This is a genomic window from Streptococcus mitis, assembly GCF_001074635.1.
Lineage (GTDB): Bacteria > Bacillota > Bacilli > Lactobacillales > Streptococcaceae > Streptococcus > Streptococcus mitis_E.
Genome location: NZ_JUQO01000239.1, coordinates 1 through 17,436 on the forward strand (window position 1 = coordinate 1; position 17,436 = coordinate 17,436).

Below are 17,436 nucleotides of genomic sequence, written 5' to 3' on the forward strand. Positions count from 1 at the left end.
AGTACAGCCTGCGGCTAGCTTCCTAGTTTGCTCTTTGATTTTCATTGAGTATTAGGTGTAGTAACTTTTTACATTCAATCAAATCTGTAAACAAAGGGCTAGGAAAATTCCTGCCCTTTTTATCCGATTAAATTTGTCACCCAGATTTGTTTGAGCCAACTGGTTGTTACTGGTATGCTCTGGATGATGTGTTTTGCGACGATACTCTTTTCAAGAGGATTTTGTATAGCCGCCATGGGAATGGTCGCTAAAATAGTCAAGGCCATTTGCAAGACAAATAAGGTCACCAACATGGACAAGATACCTGCTGAAACTTGGAACAACTTGCCACCCAGTTTTTTACTAGGAAGTAAGTGTAACAAGAGACCAAGTAAACGACCGATGCTATAGACAATCCCAAATACAAGCAAGTAGCCGATACCTGCGTAAAAGACCTTATCCAACTGAAAGAGTTGATCCGATGGGAAGAAGAAAGTCCCCTGACCTTCCTGCGGATTTGCATAAGGGAGTAGTAAATGGAATTGCTCTCCAAGCCCCTTGTAAAACTGGCCAGCCATAAAAGCCGATGCCAGGGCTGAAATCAGGTAATAAACCTGTAAGAGCAAGCCTCTCCGATAGCCGATATAAAATCCCCAAGCCAAGACCAATAGAAGAAGGAGTGAAATCATAAGGAATCCTCAATCTTGCTCTGTTCTTGCTTACAAGTCACAAGCTTGTGACGGAGTTCTTCTAATTCTTGCTCCTTATCGTCAAATTCAATCTCACGGCTGAGTTGAGTTGACAAACAGTTGACTGCCAACAAAAGAGCGATGGTTTCATCATCTGCACTAGGCATTTGTTCTTTAATTGCTTGGTATTTTTCTGTCGCAACCTTAGCGATTTCCTCCATAAAGAGATTATCATGCTCGCTTGTCAAGGTTAATGATTTTTTCCCGAATGTAAATTTGAATCGATTTAGATTTGCCATAAAATTCACCTCACGATATTATACCAAAATTCGCTAATTTTGTCAGTTTTTACAAATTTGCCTGCTTTTGTGGTACAATAGAAACTATGGCAAGTATAACACTCACACCAAGTGAAAAGGAGATTCAGGCTTTTCTTGAACACTATCAAACCAGTCTGGCTCCCAGTAAGAATCCCTATATCCGCTACTTTTTGAGACTACCTCAAGCAACGGTTTCTATCTATACTTCTGGAAAGGTCTTGCTTCAGGGCGAAGGGGCTGAGAAATACACTCGTTTCTTTGGCTATCAAGCTGTAGAGCAAACCAGCGGACAAAATCTCCCTTTAATTGGGACAGATGAGGTGGGAAATGGTTCCTACTTTGGTGGGCTTGCAGTTGTGGCTTCCTTTGTCACACCTGACCAGCACGACTTTTTACGAAAACTCGGTGTGGGAGATTCTAAAACTCTGACCGACCAAAAGATTCGTCAGATTGCCCCTATGCTCAAGGAAAAGATCCAGCATCAAGCACTGCTTCTCTCACCAAGCAAGTACAACGAGGTCATCGGAGACCGCTACAATGCTGTTTCTGTTAAGGTAGCCCTCCATAACCAGGCTATCTATCTCCTTCTTCAAAAAGGCATTCAGCCTGAGAAAATTGTGATTGATGCCTTTACCAGTGCTAAAAATTATGACAAGTACTTGGCACAAGAGGCCAATCGTTTCAGCAATCCGATCAGCTTAGAAGAAAAGGCTGAGGGCAAATACTTGGCTGTCGCAGTCTCTTCTATAATCGCGCGTGATCTCTTTCTGGAAAATCTTGAAAATCTAGGACGAGAACTGGGCTATCAACTTCCAAGTGGAGCTGGAACGGCTTCTGATAAGGTAGCTAGCCAGATTTTACAAGCCTATGGTATGCAGGGACTCAATTTCTGCGCCAAATTGCACTTTAAAAATACTGAAAAAGCGAAAAAACGCTTAGAAAGGTAAATTATGAATTCATTTAAAAATTTCCTAAAAGAGTGGGGATTGTTCCTCCTGATTCTGTCATTACTAGCTTTAAGTCGTATCTTTTTTTGGAGTAATGTCCGCGTAGAAGGGCATTCCATGGATCCTACCCTAGCGGATGGCGAAATCCTCTTTGTTGTCAAACACCTCCCTATTGACCGTTTTGATATCGTGGTTGCCCATGAGGAAGATGGCAATAAGGACATCGTCAAGCGCGTGATTGGAATGCCTGGCGACACTATCCGTTACGAAAACGATAAACTTTACATCAATGACAAAGAGACAGATGAACCTTATCTAGCTGACTATATCAAACGTTTCAAAGATGACAAACTCCAAAGCACCTACTCAGGCAAGGGCTTTGAAGGAAATAAAGGAACTTTCTTTAGAAGTATTGCTGAAAAAGCCCAAGCCTTCACAGTTGATGTCAACTACAATACCAACTTTAGCTTTACTGTCCCAGAAGGAGAATACCTTCTCCTCGGAGACGACCGCTTGGTTTCGAGCGACAGCCGTCACGTAGGTACATTTAAAGCAAAAGATATCACAGGGGAAGCTAAATTCCGCTTCTGGCCAATCACCCGTATCGGAACATTTTAAGAAATCGAAGAGGCCGAGAATCAGCAATCTCAGCCTCTTCTTCTATCGTGAGAAGATGATTATTCACTACCCAGTCTAACTAGGATAGAAACAACCCCAGTTCTCACCTATTTATGCAAAGGAATCTTATGGAAGTTTATTTTTCAGGAACCATTGAACGGATTATTTTTGAAAATCCCAGCAATTTTTATCGTATCCTCCTCCTAGAAATCGAAGATACAGACGCAGAAGATTTTGATGATTTTGAAATTATTGTCACCGGTACCATGGCTGACGTGATTGAGGGAGAAGACTATACATTTTGGGGGCAAATTGTCCAGCACTCCAAGTATGGGGAGCAACTGCAAATCAGCCGGTATGAACGCGCAAAACCAACTAGTAAGGGCTTGGTCAAGTACTTTTCAAGTAGTCATTTCAAGGGAATTGGTCTCAAGACGGCTCAGAAAATCGTCGACACCTATGGCGACAATACCATTGACGAAATTCTGCAACACCCAGAAAAGTTAGAAGGCATCGCAGGACTATCTGCCAAAAATCGCGAGGCTTTCGTCTCCACTCTTCGTCTCAACTACGGAACGGAGATGGTTTTAGCCAAACTAGCCAACTACGGCATTCCCAATAAACTAGCCTTTCAAATTCAAGACTTTTACAAGGAAGAAACCCTTGATGTGGTTGAAAATTATCCCTATCAGCTGGTCGAGGATATCAAGGGTTTGGGCTTTACTATTGCTGACCAATTAGCGGAAGAACTAGGCATCGAAAGTCAGGCTCCTGAACGCTTCCGCGCCGGTCTAGTTCACAGTCTTTTTCAAGCCTGTATGGAAACAGGGGATACCTATGTTGAAGCACGGGATTTGCTAGAACAAACCCTTACTCTCCTTGAGTCTTCCCGCCCCGTAGAACTGGATCCCAGCCAAGTTGCCCAAGAACTCTCCTACCTGATCGAAGAAGACAAGGTTCAGCAGATTGATACCAAGATTTTTGACAACAGCCTCTTTTTCGCTGAGGAAGGTATCCGCAGTCACTTGGTCCGTATCCTTGAAAAAGGAAAACAGAAGAGCCAGGATTTAGAAACCATTCAAAAACATATCACTACTGTCGAGGAAGAGCTTGGAATTGAGTATGATATCATTCAAAAACAAGCTATCTGTGATGCTATCCAGAACAAGGTCTTTATTCTGACAGGTGGACCTGGTACTGGTAAGACAACTGTTATCAATGGGATCATCGCTGTTTATGCCCTTTTAGAAGGACTTGACCTCAGGAAAAAAAGCAACCTGCCCATTCTTCTTGCTGCTCCAACTGGACGAGCAGCTCGGCGCATGAATGAATTGACAGGCTTGCCTAGCGCGACCATACACCGACATTTAGGAATGACAGGTGACGATGATACCAGTCATCTGGAAGATTATCTGGATGCTGACTTTATCATCGTAGATGAATTTTCCATGGTGGATACTTGGTTGGCCAATCAACTCTTCTCCAACATCTCTTCTAACAGTAAAATCCTCATCGTGGGTGACAGCGACCAGCTACCGTCTGTCAGCCCTGGACAGGTTCTAGCGGATCTGCTTCATATTCCCTTGATTCCTCAGACTCGCTTGGAAAAAATTTATCGGCAAAGCGAAGAATCAACCATCGTCACCCTAGCTAGTCAAATTCGACAGGGCATCTTGCCAGCTGATTTCACCCAGAAAAAAGCTGACCGTTCCTACTTTGAAATTGCTAGTGGCCATATTCCTGCTACCATTGAAAAGATCTTAGGCGCAGCCCTCAGAAGTGGCATCCCTCCCCGTGATATCCAAGTTCTAGCTCCCATGTACCGAGGGACAGCAGGGATTGATGCCATCAACCAGCTCATGCAAGACCTCCTGAACCCACCACAAAAAGATCAACTCAGTTTTGAAGCTCCCCAGTGCCACTATCGTAAGGGAGACAAGGTCATTCATTTGGTCAACGATGCTGAAATCAATGTCTTTAATGGAGATTTGGGAGCTATCACAGACCTGATTCCTGGTAAATATACCGAGTCTAAACAAGACGAGATTGTCATTGATTTTGATGGCAACGAGGTCTCTTATCCACGTAACGAATGGTACAAGATTCGCCTGGCCTATGCCATGAGCATCCATAAGTCCCAGGGCAGTGAGTTCCCTGTTGTCATCCTACCTATCACCAGTGCTAGCAGGCGTATGCTGGAGCGAAATCTCATCTATACAGCCATTACACGCGCCAAAAGCAAGCTTATCTTACTAGGCGAATTACAAGCCTTTGACTATGCTACCCAACATATCGGAACTGCCCGAAAAACCTATCTGATTGAACGCTTCAGTGATTTATTGGAGAATGTTGAAGAAAAGCAACAAACTGTCTCAGAAACTGCCACATCAAGTGCATCTGAACAATCCTACATCCTGACAGAAGAAAACTGGGACAGCATCCCCGCCATGATTGGGATTACAGAAGCAGATCTCAAAGAGATTTTTGGAAAATAGTGCATCAGAAAACCCACCTAATCAGGTGGGTTTTTTGTTTATTAAGATTATTTAACTGTTGCTGTGCTTGTAATCAATTCAACAGCTTTTTTGATTGTGATATCGTGTTTCAACATATCAGCTGAAAGCAAGCTTTGTACTTGTGCAACTTCCATGTTGTAGTCTGCTGCCAATTGCTCAACTTCTTTTTTGATTTCTTCTTCTGAAGCATCAAATCCTTCAGCTTTGGCAACTGCTTCGATAACAAGGTTAGTCTTAGTACGTGACTCAGCTTCTGCTTGGTATTGGTTGTGAAGGTCTTCTTGAGTAGTTCCAGTGATTTGGAAGTACATGTCAGGGTTGATACCTTGACGTTGCAAGTTTCCAAGGAATTCGTTTACTGAGCGGTGAACTTCTTCGTGAATCATTTCTTCTGGAAGTTCTACGATTTCAGCGTTTTCTACAGCTTTATCAATTGCTGCACCTTCAACTGCATCTTTGTAAGCTTCTTCTTTAGCAGCAGCCAATTCATTACGGTATTTTTCTTTCAATTCAGCAAGTGTTTCAACTTCTTCATCGATGTCTTTTGCAAGCTCATCGTCAAGAGCTGGAACTTCTTTAGCTTTTACTTCGTGGATAGTTGTCACGAATTTAGCTTCTTTACCTGCAAGGTCTTCTGCTTGGTAGTCTTCTGGGAATGTTACGATAACGTCAACAGTTTCACCAGCTGAGTGACCTACCAATTGGTCTTCGAAACCAGGGATGAATTGACCTGAACCAAGTCCAAGTGAGAAGTTTTCACCTTTTCCACCATCAAATTCAACACCGTCGATAGAACCAACGAAGTCGATGACAACAGTGTCGCCGTTTTCAGCAGCAGCTTCTTTGATAACCAATTCAGCCAAGTTGTTGCGTTCGCGTTCGATACGCTCTTCAACGTCAGCGTCAGTTACTTCTTTTTCTACATCTACTGATACTTCAAGGTTTTTGTAGTCACCCAATTTTACTTCAGGTTTTGTAACGACTTCAGCAGTGATAACCCAGTCTTGACCTTTTTCCATTGAAGTCACGTCAATTTTTGGTTGCGCAACGACTTCAAGACCAGCTTCTTTTACAGCTGCTTCATAAGCGTTTGGCAAAAGAGCGTTCATAACGTCTTGGTAAAGTGACTCTTCACCAAATTTTTTGTCGAAGATAGGACGTGGAAGGTGACCTTTACGGAAACCTGGAACATTAAGAGATTTCTTCACTGAGTTGAAGACACGGTCCAATTCTGGTTTGATTTGGTCTTGAGAGATAGTGAAAGTCAAGACACCACGGTTTGTTTCTTTGTTTTCAAATGATACAGACATTCTGTCATTTCTCCTTAAAATTTTTTAAATACAGTCTATTATAACATAAATGGGCGACTTTTTTCAAGTAACGAATGCGCTTTTCAATGATAGGGGAGGTACGGTTTCTTCTTAGTTTTCTTTAGGTTTCGAATATAATCTTATAAAAGATGCTTAATGATGGCTGATTACAGTAAAAAACGAATCGCCCACACATCCCTCATTAGGCGATTCGTTTTGTATTATTTAACCACAAGAACCTTGTAATATTCATACTTATTTGGCTGTGTAATCTTAATTTTTTGACCATAGAAACCATCGATTTCTTTGTCAAAATAATCTGAAAATCTTGATGGCAAGCGTTTCATCTTAAGAACCTCACCAGATTGGTCTGCATATACAAGGAAATGATAGTGGGTTGTAGACATACCGTCATCAATCAATACAAAGTAACCTGTTTTAAGCTTACCATTAGCTCCATCTAAATAGTATAATTTATTGTTATTGATGGTGAAGTCAGTAGATGGAAGTCTAAGTCGTACACCTGGGTCTTCTAGATAAAGATCATTACCAACTTTTTTGATTTCTGATCTAGTTGTCATCTCTGGAAGTGGTAATACTCTACGACCATCTGCTCCAAAGTAATATCGACCTGGTAGATTTTGGAAATTACGAATAACAGCCTTAGGATCAATTTCTTGTCCTTCTTCTTTATTATCCACTAAAGCCAACATCGTATTGGAAACTTGATCCCCATATTTGTCGGAAAACTTCTTGAACTCAGGTTTGATATACCAAGTGTTTTTATCCACGATAACATCAGTAAAGTTATTTCCGTCAAATTTTGCTGTAATCAGATATTCATATCCATCACCTAAACGAACAATGTCACCATTTTTATAAGGGCTATTTTGTAAAGTGAACATATGGCCATCCTTGCTGAGAATATAGCCTGTACCATCACTAGAATTTACAACTCTATCAGAGGCCATTGCACCTGATTGTTCAAAATAATACCAATTACCATCTATGAACACCCAACCTGTCATCATAGAACCACTAAAATGAAGATAGTACCAAGTAGATCCTTCTTTGTACCAACCTGTGCGCATAGCACCACTATCTGCTAGTGAGTACCATGTGTTACCTTCCTTGTACCATCCAGTACGCATAGCCCCGCTATCTGCTAGTGAGTACCAGGTATTGCTGTCTTTGAGCCAGCCCGTCTGCATTTTACCAGAACCATCGAAGTGATACCAAGAACCAGCGTTTTGTACCCATTTATTTTTAGCGAGACTGCCATCTTGAGAAAGATTCCAGTCAGAACCATTTTTAACCCAAGTATCTGCAGCCTGTGCTTGATTGATAGACAAAAGTAGACCAGCACCTGCAAGTAAACCAAGTGTAAGTAGTTTAGATTTTTTCATAGCCATTTCCTCCTGTTCTATAGTGAAATGAACATGACTTCCTAGTAAACGAAACTGTTCGCTTTTTTCTTTTTGCTATGTCAGATAGTTTATTTCACAACAGAAACATTTCCTGTCTTACTATCGATTTTAACAGTTTGACCGTAGAAACCGTCAATTTCTTTATTAAGATAATCTGAAATTCCTGTTGGCAATCGTTTCATTTTAAGAATTTCACCAGATTGGTCTGCATAAACAAGAATATGATAGTGATGATAGCTTGGTCTATCATCAATCAATGCAAAATAACCTGTTTTGAGTTTGTCATTAGCACCATCTAAGTAATATAGTTTATTATTATTGATTGTGAAGCTGGTAGCTCCAAGAAAAAGTCGTGCACCTGGATTTTCTAGATAGACATCATTTCCAACTTTTTTAATCTCTGAATAGGTAGTCATTTCTGGTAAATTTGTTACTCGACGACCATCTGCCCCAAAGTAATACCTGTTTGGTAAGTTTTGGAAATTCTTTATAACAGCTTTAGGATCAATTTCCTGTCCTTGATCTTTATTATCTGTTAAAGCCAACATCGTATTTGACACGTGATCCCCATATTTATTAGAAAACTTTTTAAACTCTGGTTTGATGTACCAGGCATTCTTTTCAACAATGACTCCATCTTTTCTATGAATAAGATGATAATCATATCCATCAGACAAAGTAACAATATTTGTGATAATTGTATCATCCGCTTGAGATTGTTCAACCTGACTTGGGAGTTTGGTTAACAGATATCCATCCTTACCAATTACATAACTTTCCCCATCACTGGCTGGAACAGCTCTGTCTGCGACCATTGCACCTGATTTTTCAAAGTAAGACCATTGACCATTTGCAGTTGCCCATCCTGTTGCCATAGCTCCACTGTCTTTGAGATAGTACCATGTAGACCCTTCTTTGTACCAGCCAGTACGCATGGCACCACTATCTGCTAGGGAGTACCATGTATTTCCTTCCTTGTACCAGCCAGTACGCATAGCGCCACTATCTGCTAGGGAATACCAAGTGTTACCGTCTTTGAGCCAGCCTGTCTGCATTTTCCCAGAACCGTCAAAGTGGTACCAATAACCAGCATTTTGTACCCATTTATTTTTAGCAAGACTGCCATCTTGAGAAAGATTCCAGTCAGCACCATTTTTTACCCAAGTATCTGCAGCCTGTGCTTGGTTGATAGATAAAAGTAGACCAGCACCTACAAGCAAACCAAGTGTGAGTAATTTAGATTTTTTCATAGCCATTTCCTCCACGAATTGAAACTGAGAGATAGAGTTAGTTTAACCATCTTTTTTATAACACTCTTAAAGAGATGAAATAAAGTCCTTATTCCCAATATCTTCTACTGACTGAATATGGCATAGCAGATGAGTTAGCATATGACGCCATTTGTTTTTCATCAGGTTCATTCACAATTCGGCCATTTCCGACATAAATACCTACATGATCGTTTGTTTTATTATAACTATAAAACATTAAATCACCAATTTCTTCACTACCATGAGATACATAACTTCCATCTACAGCTTGCTCGTAAGAAGTTCTCCTAATATAAATATCAAAGCAGGCATGAATTGCTTGAGTGAATCCAGAACAATCAGCACCGATACTCTTATTTAATGTAGCTGCTCCATATTGATAAGGTAATGAACCTATAAAGGTTTCTGCATATTCAGCAATTGCCTGACCCTTATTTTCTACGCAAACACCGTTAGATCTGAAGAAATAAGGTTTCCCATTAACTCTATTGTAATCAGTTAGCATGGAACCGTCATTTGAAAGATAGTACCAATTACCATCTGGGTTAATCCACTCATTTGATTTCATCCAACCTTGATCATCAAAATAATACCATTTCTCATCTAACAATTCCCAATGTTTAGCATACCCACCTGAAGTATATTTGAACCACCAGCGGCCATCTGTTTGCATCCAGGTTCCTTTACCATCTCTATTTTGATTAAATGCTATTTTTTCTTGATTGCCTTCTACTTGAGTTAATTCTCTAGGAGAAAATCCTACCAACTTAACTTGTTCTGCATCTTCAACCTTAATTTTACCTTCTTTAACAAGTTGATCAATTGCTTCTTTTTCGCTTGTATACTGTGAAGTTGTTTGTGATGTAGTCACTTTAGTGGTAGACGTTGTAGTTTCTGCATTAACTACATAAGTAGTTGATAACAAAGCTCCTGAAGTAAGTAATAAAGCTGCATAAGTAATATATTTTTTCATGACAAAAATCCTTTCTTCAAAATTCCTTAACGCTCTAGTGACCTTATTTTAATAGTTTACGGGGACATGATTTTAACCTCCTTTTGAGTTTATATCAATCTTTTTATAGTCAATATATTATTTTATCTGTTTATAACTCTATTCTACTCCCCTATAAAATGAATGTCAACAAATAACATAAAAATATTGTGAAAAAATTATTTTATCACGCTAGAGGTACTTACTCGCTTCTTTGATACTAAATCAAATCATTTCTCCAATATTATTTTTACATAACTATTAAAAGTCTTCATGCCCCACCAAGTGGTGCTGAAAGGCATAGACTGCAGCCTGGGTACGATCGCTGACTTCAAGTTTGGCGAGAATGTTGGACACGTGGGTCTTGACCGTCTTGAGAGAGATAAAAAGTTCGTCTGCGATACGCTGATTTTCGTAGCCCTTGGCGATGAGTTGGAGAACATCTCGCTCACGCGCAGTCAAGTCCTCATGTAGTTCTATGTGATTGCGGTGGTACTCGACCTTCTTGCTGACCTCTTGCTCAATGGCCAACTCGCCAGCAGCCACCTTACGGACGGCATGGAGTAGTTCGTCGGCACTAGAAGTCTTGAGCATATAGCCACGAGCACCTGCATCTAAGACGGGCATGATTTTTTCATTGTCCAAGTACGAAGTCACAATCAAAATCTTGGCTTCAGGCCATTCTTTAAGGATGGCCAAGGTCGCGTCAATCCCATTTATCTCAGGCATAACAATATCCATGACAATGACATCTGGACGCAATTCCAAGGCCAAGTCAATACCTTGAGACCCGTTTGCCGCCTCGCCCACAACTTCTACATCGTCTTGGAGGTCAAAGTAGCTTTTCAAGCCCAATCGGACCATTTCGTGGTCATCTACTAGTAAAATTTTCATCTTTACTCCTTTATCATTCCTTATCAATCAGGGGAATACGGATATCAACTGCCAACCCTTGCTTGGGTGCTGTCAATAACTGAACCGTCCCTGCCATATCTTCAACCCGCTCCTTGATATTGCGTAGTCCATAACTCAAGTCATCTAAACTCCCTAACTGAAAACCAATTCCATTGTCCACCACCTTCAGTTGCAATTCAACATCCGTCTGATAGAGGTAGACATCCAAGCAAGAGGCCTGGGCATGGCGGAGGGTATTGCTGATCAACTCTTGCAGGATACGGAAGATATGCTCCTCGATTTTCTTGGGCAATTTCGTCACATTTTGCTTGAAACTAACCTTGAGATCACTCTTGTCCTCAAGCTCTTTTAGGAGAATTTGGATTCCTTCAACCAGACTCTTCTGCTCCAGCTCAACCGGTCGCAAATGCAAGAGCAAGACCCGCAAATCCTTCTGGGCTGTTTCTAAAATAGCTGTGACACTCTGCAACTGGGTCTGCATCTTTTCTCTATCCAATTTCAAAGCCTGCTGACTGATACCCGATAAAATCATGTGGGCCGCAAACAACTCCTGACTGACTGTATCGTGCAAATCCCGAGCAATCCGCTTCCGTTCCTTCTCGATGATTTCCTCTTCCTGAGCAAGGCTGTGATTTTCAGCCTTTTGAAGAGCTTCTGTCAAAAGGTTAAGTTTACCTGACAAGGACTTGAAACTGGCATCCAAATCTGGATCTGCAACCTGAACCACTTCTTGCCCTGCCAACAAACGCTTGAGATTAGCCTGCATTTTTCTTAGAGAAAGCTCTTCAATACCTCGCCAAAACAGGGCTAAGAGACAGGTCATGGACACGCTGAATACCAACAACAAAAAGACAAATTTTTCTGTTTTTTCGACATCGTGCAGAAAGATAGACCAGTCAAAGTCAAGGATGTCCAGCAAGCTGTGGGAGAAAAATAATACAAACAAAATGGAGGTGAGAGCAATGATTACATAAGCTTGTTTTTTCATCCTCTAACCACCTCCACATCGCCAATCATAGTGGTCAAGAAAATCTTGACACTCTTGTTACTCTTGAGATAGTCTTTTGTTTCTTGATGATAGTGTTCATTACGGAGGGCTCGCTTGGGCTGATTGAAAAAAGTCAAATCACCATAGAGACAGTTAACGCTAAGACTGACTTCCACATCTACAGGTACAATGATTTTGGTCGTTCCTACCATCTTTCTGAGAATAATGACATTATCATGATTGGTTAGGATGACCCTCTCCAGATGAATAGTGTCCTTGCCCATAAGGCGAAAGAGATTGATATCATCAAACTGGCAAGTCTGGTAGCTTGAAAAATGATGGAGATTTCCAAACCAACGATTTTTCTCCTTCTTAACCGTCACCACCTCTTCAAAAACCAAATTGGTCTGCTCTTTTTCCTGGTTCATCATCGGATAAAGAAGAAAAAGGCTATAGATGACCGCAACAAAAATAGCTAGAATCACAAAAGGATTGAGCATGACGATGAAAAAGAAGAGAATGGTTGCCACTACTAAAAGAAGATTATTGCCCTCTTTACCAGTGTAATAGCGAATCAAAAGCAAAAAGAGGAATAGAATCAGCAGAAAACGCGAAAAATGCTCTGATACCATCAAAATCAGAGCTCCTGTCAACAGACAGGCTTCGATAAATAAAAAGATTTTAAATTTTCTCATAGGTTCATCCTCTCCCTTCTATTTTATCACAATTCAAAAAAGTCACCTCAGTCTAAAGATGGAAAAAAGGCGGTGGTTACGCCTTTTTCATCTGATCATTTGCTTCTTTTAATTTTCCATATAGAAGATAGCCTACTTTTTGCAGATCTGCTATGGTGGCACAATTAAGAGCACACATAATCAAACGCAGATCGTCTTTCCAGCCTTGGACAATGCCAATCACTTCTTCAACTGTGTAGGTTTCAACCAATTCCAGAACTGTTCGAGACAGTCCCACGGCTTTGGCACCAAAGACCAAGCACTTAATCATATCTAGCGGATTCCGAACGCCTCCACTGACCAAGAGTTCGACCTTGTCTTTCCAGTCTTGGGCATTGAGAAGGGCTTGCATAGTAGACTGACCCCATTGATTGAGATAATCACGCTGACCACTGCGACGGTTTTCAATATAGGCAAAGCTGGTGCCACCACGGCCTGACAGGTCAAAGGCTCGAACGCCCAATTCATAGGCTCTCTCGATGGTCTTGGCATCCATTCCAAAGCCGACTTCCTTGAGGACAATAGAAACAGGGATTTGCTGGCTATAGTCTGCTAGATGCGATTGCCAGCTTCTGAACTTCCTTTCTCCCTCTGGCATGAGTAATTCCTGCATGACATTGACATGCACCTGCAAGAGAACAGGATTCATCTCTTCTACAGTCTGAAGTCCTAACTCGACAGACTTGTCCAATCCAATATTGGTTCCAAGGAGGAGATTAGGATGACTAGACTTGACAGAAAAAGAGTCATCTGCTGGATCTTTGAGGGCTGCGCTATAAGAACCCGTCACAAACAAAATTCCACAGGTTTCTGCCACTTGAGCTAGCTTTTGATTGATTTCTCTACCCTTATCGCTTCCACCCGTCATGGCATTGATATAGAAGGGAAAGTCCCACTTTCGACCAGCAAATTCTGTCGAAAGATCGATTTCATCCAGATTGTAAAGAGGCAGGGAAGAATGAATCAGCTCCACCTCATCAAAGCTATTATAGGAACTTTTCTGCTCAAGGGCATAGCGGATGTGCTCATCCTTACGATTTGTCGTCATGTCCTATCCTTTCTTGATATAAGAGATCAATCCCCAGATCGGCCCAGCGGTTTTTTAGGGTTTCAGTTGATTGCTCATCAAAACTCAAGGCAATACCACAATCACCACCACCAGCACCGCTACTCTTGGCAACAGCCTGCAGATCTTGACTAGCTTCTTTCAACTGTCTAAGCGAAGGAGTGTAAATATCTGGGCTCAAGCCTTCTAAGAGCTTGCTTGCCACTTCTACTTCCTTGATAACTTTTTCGGCTTTTCCTTGCTCCAAAGCTTCTACCAAAGTAGCCACCGTTTCTTTTGAGGAACTTAAAAAACTCTGATTGATATTTTGCTTGATTTGCTGGACCATGTGACTTGAAACAGCCACTTCCTTGGTCCATCCCACTAGGAAATCACATTCTAAAGTTGGTTTCACTTGCGAAATTAAAAAGCCCCAATCACGCTCTAAAACAGTCGCTAAGTTTTCTTCTTTCAACCAAGCAGCCACCTTCTGGCGATCAAATGACTGGTAAAGAACCAATTCCTCTGCCACAATACAGGCAAGGTCCCCCATAGAACCATTGTCTCCGCGCTTGAGCAAGACCGCGCTAGCCAGCTTGAACAAGAGCTCCTGATCAACCAAAAGCTTATACAGAGCCAGCAAAGCCTTGACAACCAAGACAACGACGCTGCCACTAGAACCCAGACCAAACTTTTTCCCTTCTCGTTCCATTTTTCCTCGGATTTCCAAAGAAAAAGGTCGCAAGGTCTCCCCACGATAAACGAGGAAATCTTCCACTAAAGCAATTGTTTCTTGAATCAAGCTATAGTCAGGATTTGGCGTCAAATCCGCTGCGAAATCAAACATATCCGAATAGATACGATAACTATCAGAAAAAGCAATCTCGCCCTTCATATAGATGGGAATGGCCTTTATCAAGGCCAACTGCCCTGGCTCTAAAATAGCATATTCCCCTGCCCAATAGAGTTTTCCGCAAGTTTTAACAGCAATCATCTTGGCTCAAATCCTTTGTTTTTGACACAATCAAGCGATAACGTTGACCGAAGATTTCTGATAAATGCTCCAAGTCTTTCTCTTGACAGAGGACTTTGACATTGGGACCAGCATCCATAGTAAAGTAGCAGGCTTCCCCTTGCTCACGAAGCTGGCGGACAAAGTCCATGGCTTCATAGCTTGCATCCGTCAGATAAGAAAAGGCTGGTGATGCTGTTTTGGTCGTAGCGTGCATAGCCAGGGCATTTTTCTCCGTTAATTCCCCAACCTTGGCCAAATCATTTTCTTTGAGGTAAACCAGCATATCCTGATAATCCTTCTCAGACTGACGTACCCAGTTGTCAAAAGTCGTCGAAGTTTCCACACAGAGTTTCATCCCGTCACGGCTAGAGATTGGTTTTTTCTTGTCCTCTAGTACCAACATAATCATAGCTAGTTTCAAGTCTGTCTCTACAGGGTAAATTTCTCCGCTATCCTTATCCCAGGCACCTAGCGGTCCATAAAAACTCCGAGAGGAAGATCCTGAGGCAAACTTAGCCTCCTGTGCCAACTGGCTCCGAGTCAAACCAAGTTTGAAATAAGCATTGCAAGCCTTGACCAGGGCGGACAAACCACTAGAACTTGAGGACAAGCCAGCTGCGGTAGGCATATTATTTTGAGTATCAATTCGAACAAAGCCCTCACCAGCTGGACGGTAACGATCAATAATCTTGCTCATCTTGGCATGCTCGGCCTCATTTTGTAACTGACCATTGATATAAAAGGCATCAGCTGTCGCATCCGTCGGTAGAGATGACAAAGTCGTCTCCGTGTACATATTTTCCAAAGTCAAAGAAATACTGCTAGTAGCAGGTACCATCTCTTTTTCTTTTTTCTTTCCCCAGTATTTGATAATAGCAATATTTGCGTAGGAACGTACTGTTACAGGCTCTCTATCCATGTCTGAACAGCTCCTTTCTCTTCTAATCTTTCTGCTAGTTCTTGAGCTTGAGTCAAATTGGTTGCCAAGGCTATGATACAGCCTCCTAGCCCACCACCGCTCATCTTGGCACCCAGAGCACCATGGCTAAGAGCCGTTTCAACTAGAGAATCCGCCTCAGGGCTACTAACACCAATTTCTTTTAGATGTAAATGCGCTTGACTAAGGATTTGTCCCAGTCCTTCAGCATCTTTTTGTGAAATCGCATCTTCTGCCTGCTGGGTCAATTCCCCCAAGGCATGTAAAAACGGTAGGGCATCCTTGCCCTTGTTTTGAACCACCTGGATGGCTTCACGAGTGTGACCATAAACGCCCGTATCGGCAATCACCAAATAGGCAGATGAATCCATCTCAAGCTCTGTAAATCCTACATTCTTAATAAAGCGAATAGGCTGGTCACTGAGACAGGTCTTAGCATCCAAACCACTTGGATTCATATGGGCAATCATCTCAGCCCGATTGACCAAAACTTCTAGTACATCATGAGGCAGTTCTGCCTGATAGTAGTCAAATACCGCACGAATGGCCGCTATGCTGATAGCTGCTGATGAACCCATTCCTCGTTTTTCAGGAATAGCCGAGTCAATCTCACAGCGAATACAAGCATCCTTGATATTTAGATGTTCAAGTGAAGCATACACCGCCATGGACAAGGTATCCTCCTCATAAAGGCGCCAAGGACTCGCTGCAGGAACTACCTTACAAGTCACCTCTACCTCCAAAAGAGGCAGGGAAATGGCAGGATAACCGTAAACGACCGCATGCTCCCCTATTAAAATAATCTTACTATGTGCCTGACCGACACCAACTTTTTTTGTCATTTTTTCCTTTTGCTAGACGAAAAAGCCGTCTCATCTTCTCATACAAGTATTTATTCTCTCCTATCTATTTTATTATATTTTCACAAAAAAAGCGATTGTTTCCTTCACAATCGCTTTCCCCATTATAAGGATATATTTCCATCATTTTATTATTTAAACGATTTCTAGCAGGTCCTATTCTTCTCGTTTTTTAGAAAATACCGTCAAACTACCTAGGAGAGATAAGCCACCTAGAGCTACCATCCATTCATCTTGTTGACTACCTGTCTGAGGTAGTTCATCCTGCTTGTACACTTCAGTACTTCCTTGACTCCAATTCTCTGAAGGAGTCGGGCTTGGTACCGGACTTGGGTTTGGTGCTGGACTTGGACTTGGTGCTGGACTTGGACTTGGTGCCGGACTTGGACTTGGTGCCGGGCTTGGACTTGGTACCGGGCTTGGACTTGGTGCTGGACTTGGTGCCGGGCTTGGATTTGGTCCTGGCTGCGGATTTGGTCCTGGCTGCGGATTTGGCGTAGGTTCTGGTTCTTCTACATATTTCCAAATCCCCACAAATTGGATATCTGCTTTGTTTATTGTTTCTGTATCTTTTTTATAACCTTTAAATACCCAGCTTCCTTTTCCATCCTTCACATCTGTTTTTGTTGGAGATTCTGCTTTAACTTCCTTTCCGTTAATATACTCATTTTTATCTGTAGGAGTTAATTCGGTAATATTCTTCGGTAATTCTTTCCCTTCAGTTCCACTTTGGAATTTGTATGTTACACCGTATTTATTAGCCTCGAATACCCATGTTCCTACAAACTCTACATCTGCCTTATTTACTGCTTTATTTTCAGCATCGTAGCTCTTGAATACCCATTTACCATCGTTTTCTGCATCTACGTACTCT

At 41.7% G+C, this 17,436-nt stretch carries 17 protein-coding genes; 3 read left to right on the forward strand and 14 right to left on the reverse strand.

The genetic code is table 11. The annotated features are described in order from the left end of the window. Positions 1 to 119: 119 nt before the first annotated feature. Together ADI58_RS10135 and zapA are read right to left on the reverse strand one after the other, a co-directional pair. Entirely contained in the window at positions 120 to 668 is a 549-nt protein-coding gene (locus ADI58_RS10135; protein ID WP_049522496.1) for a CvpA family protein, read from the reverse strand. Continuing rightward, positions 665 to 967 carry a cell division protein ZapA gene (gene zapA / locus ADI58_RS10140; RefSeq protein WP_000002019.1) on the reverse strand — a complete coding sequence of 101 codons (303 nt, stop codon included), beginning with the start codon at positions 965 to 967 and terminating at the stop codon, positions 665 to 667. Before zapA ends, ADI58_RS10135 begins: the two co-directional genes overlap by 4 nt. Before the next feature lie 86 nt (positions 968 to 1,053). Here zapA and rnhC point away from each other — a divergent pair, with 86 nt between their 5' ends. From rnhC to recD2, 3 genes are all read left to right on the forward strand, one after another. Further along, on the forward strand, positions 1,054 to 1,935 hold the full coding sequence (rnhC, locus tag ADI58_RS10145) for a ribonuclease HIII (protein ID WP_049522497.1): 882 nt from the start codon (positions 1,054 to 1,056) through the stop codon (positions 1,933 to 1,935). A gap of 3 nt (positions 1,936 to 1,938) precedes the next feature. Then, positions 1,939 to 2,553, forward strand: a complete 615-nt coding sequence (lepB, locus tag ADI58_RS10150; RefSeq protein WP_004245100.1) for a signal peptidase I — start codon at positions 1,939 to 1,941, stop codon at positions 2,551 to 2,553. Positions 2,554 to 2,681: 128 nt separating this feature from the next. Further along, entirely contained in the window at positions 2,682 to 5,048 is a 2,367-nt protein-coding gene (gene recD2, locus ADI58_RS10155; RefSeq protein WP_049522498.1) for an SF1B family DNA helicase RecD2, read from the forward strand. A 47-nt stretch (positions 5,049 to 5,095) separates the two neighbouring features. Here recD2 and tig read toward each other — a convergent pair whose 3' ends face one another. The 12 genes from tig to ADI58_RS10215 all read right to left on the reverse strand — a co-directional run. Next, a complete protein-coding gene (gene tig, locus ADI58_RS10160; RefSeq protein ID WP_049522499.1) occupies positions 5,096 to 6,379 on the reverse strand; it encodes a trigger factor in 1,284 nt (427 codons plus the stop codon). A gap of 221 nt (positions 6,380 to 6,600) precedes the next feature. After that, positions 6,601 to 7,785, reverse strand: a complete 1,185-nt coding sequence (locus tag ADI58_RS10165) for a choline-binding protein C (RefSeq protein ID WP_049522500.1) — start codon at positions 7,783 to 7,785, stop codon at positions 6,601 to 6,603. Positions 7,786 to 7,874: 89 nt separating this feature from the next. Beyond that, entirely contained in the window at positions 7,875 to 9,056 is a 1,182-nt protein-coding gene (locus ADI58_RS10170; RefSeq protein ID WP_049522501.1) for an N-acetylmuramoyl-L-alanine amidase family protein, read from the reverse strand. Positions 9,057 to 9,144: 88 nt separating this feature from the next. Further along, positions 9,145 to 10,050: a C40 family peptidase gene (locus ADI58_RS10175; RefSeq protein ID WP_049522502.1), complete on the reverse strand. Its 906-nt coding sequence runs from the start codon at positions 10,048 to 10,050 to the stop codon at positions 9,145 to 9,147. 279 nt (positions 10,051 to 10,329) lie between these two features. After that, the gene (locus ADI58_RS10180; protein ID WP_049522503.1) at positions 10,330 to 10,962 is read right to left on the reverse strand and encodes a response regulator transcription factor; all 633 of its coding nucleotides are present in this window, start codon (positions 10,960 to 10,962) and stop codon (positions 10,330 to 10,332) included. 13 nt (positions 10,963 to 10,975) lie between these two features. Beyond that, entirely contained in the window at positions 10,976 to 11,971 is a 996-nt protein-coding gene (locus ADI58_RS10185) for an envelope stress sensor histidine kinase LiaS (protein ID WP_049522504.1), read from the reverse strand. Then, on the reverse strand, positions 11,968 to 12,666 hold the full coding sequence (liaF, locus tag ADI58_RS10190) for a cell wall-active antibiotics response protein LiaF (RefSeq protein WP_001224649.1): 699 nt from the start codon (positions 12,664 to 12,666) through the stop codon (positions 11,968 to 11,970). Before liaF ends, ADI58_RS10185 begins: the two co-directional genes overlap by 4 nt. Positions 12,667 to 12,742: 76 nt before the next feature. Beyond that, the gene (gene fni / locus ADI58_RS10195; RefSeq protein ID WP_049522505.1) at positions 12,743 to 13,753 is read right to left on the reverse strand and encodes a type 2 isopentenyl-diphosphate Delta-isomerase; all 1,011 of its coding nucleotides are present in this window, start codon (positions 13,751 to 13,753) and stop codon (positions 12,743 to 12,745) included. Then, positions 13,737 to 14,744 carry a phosphomevalonate kinase gene (locus ADI58_RS10200; RefSeq protein ID WP_049522506.1) on the reverse strand — a complete coding sequence of 336 codons (1,008 nt, stop codon included), beginning with the start codon at positions 14,742 to 14,744 and terminating at the stop codon, positions 13,737 to 13,739. The genes fni and ADI58_RS10200 overlap by 17 nt, the downstream gene beginning before the upstream one ends. Continuing rightward, the gene (mvaD, locus tag ADI58_RS10205) at positions 14,731 to 15,684 is read right to left on the reverse strand and encodes a diphosphomevalonate decarboxylase (protein ID WP_049522507.1); all 954 of its coding nucleotides are present in this window, start codon (positions 15,682 to 15,684) and stop codon (positions 14,731 to 14,733) included. Before mvaD ends, ADI58_RS10200 begins: the two co-directional genes overlap by 14 nt. Further along, the gene (gene mvk / locus ADI58_RS10210; protein ID WP_049522508.1) at positions 15,666 to 16,544 is read right to left on the reverse strand and encodes a mevalonate kinase; all 879 of its coding nucleotides are present in this window, start codon (positions 16,542 to 16,544) and stop codon (positions 15,666 to 15,668) included. The genes mvaD and mvk overlap by 19 nt, the downstream gene beginning before the upstream one ends. 174 nt (positions 16,545 to 16,718) lie before the next feature. Further along, a partial coding sequence (locus ADI58_RS10215; protein ID WP_049522509.1) for an SHIRT domain-containing protein occupies positions 16,719 to 17,436 on the reverse strand: 718 nt, incomplete at its 5' end.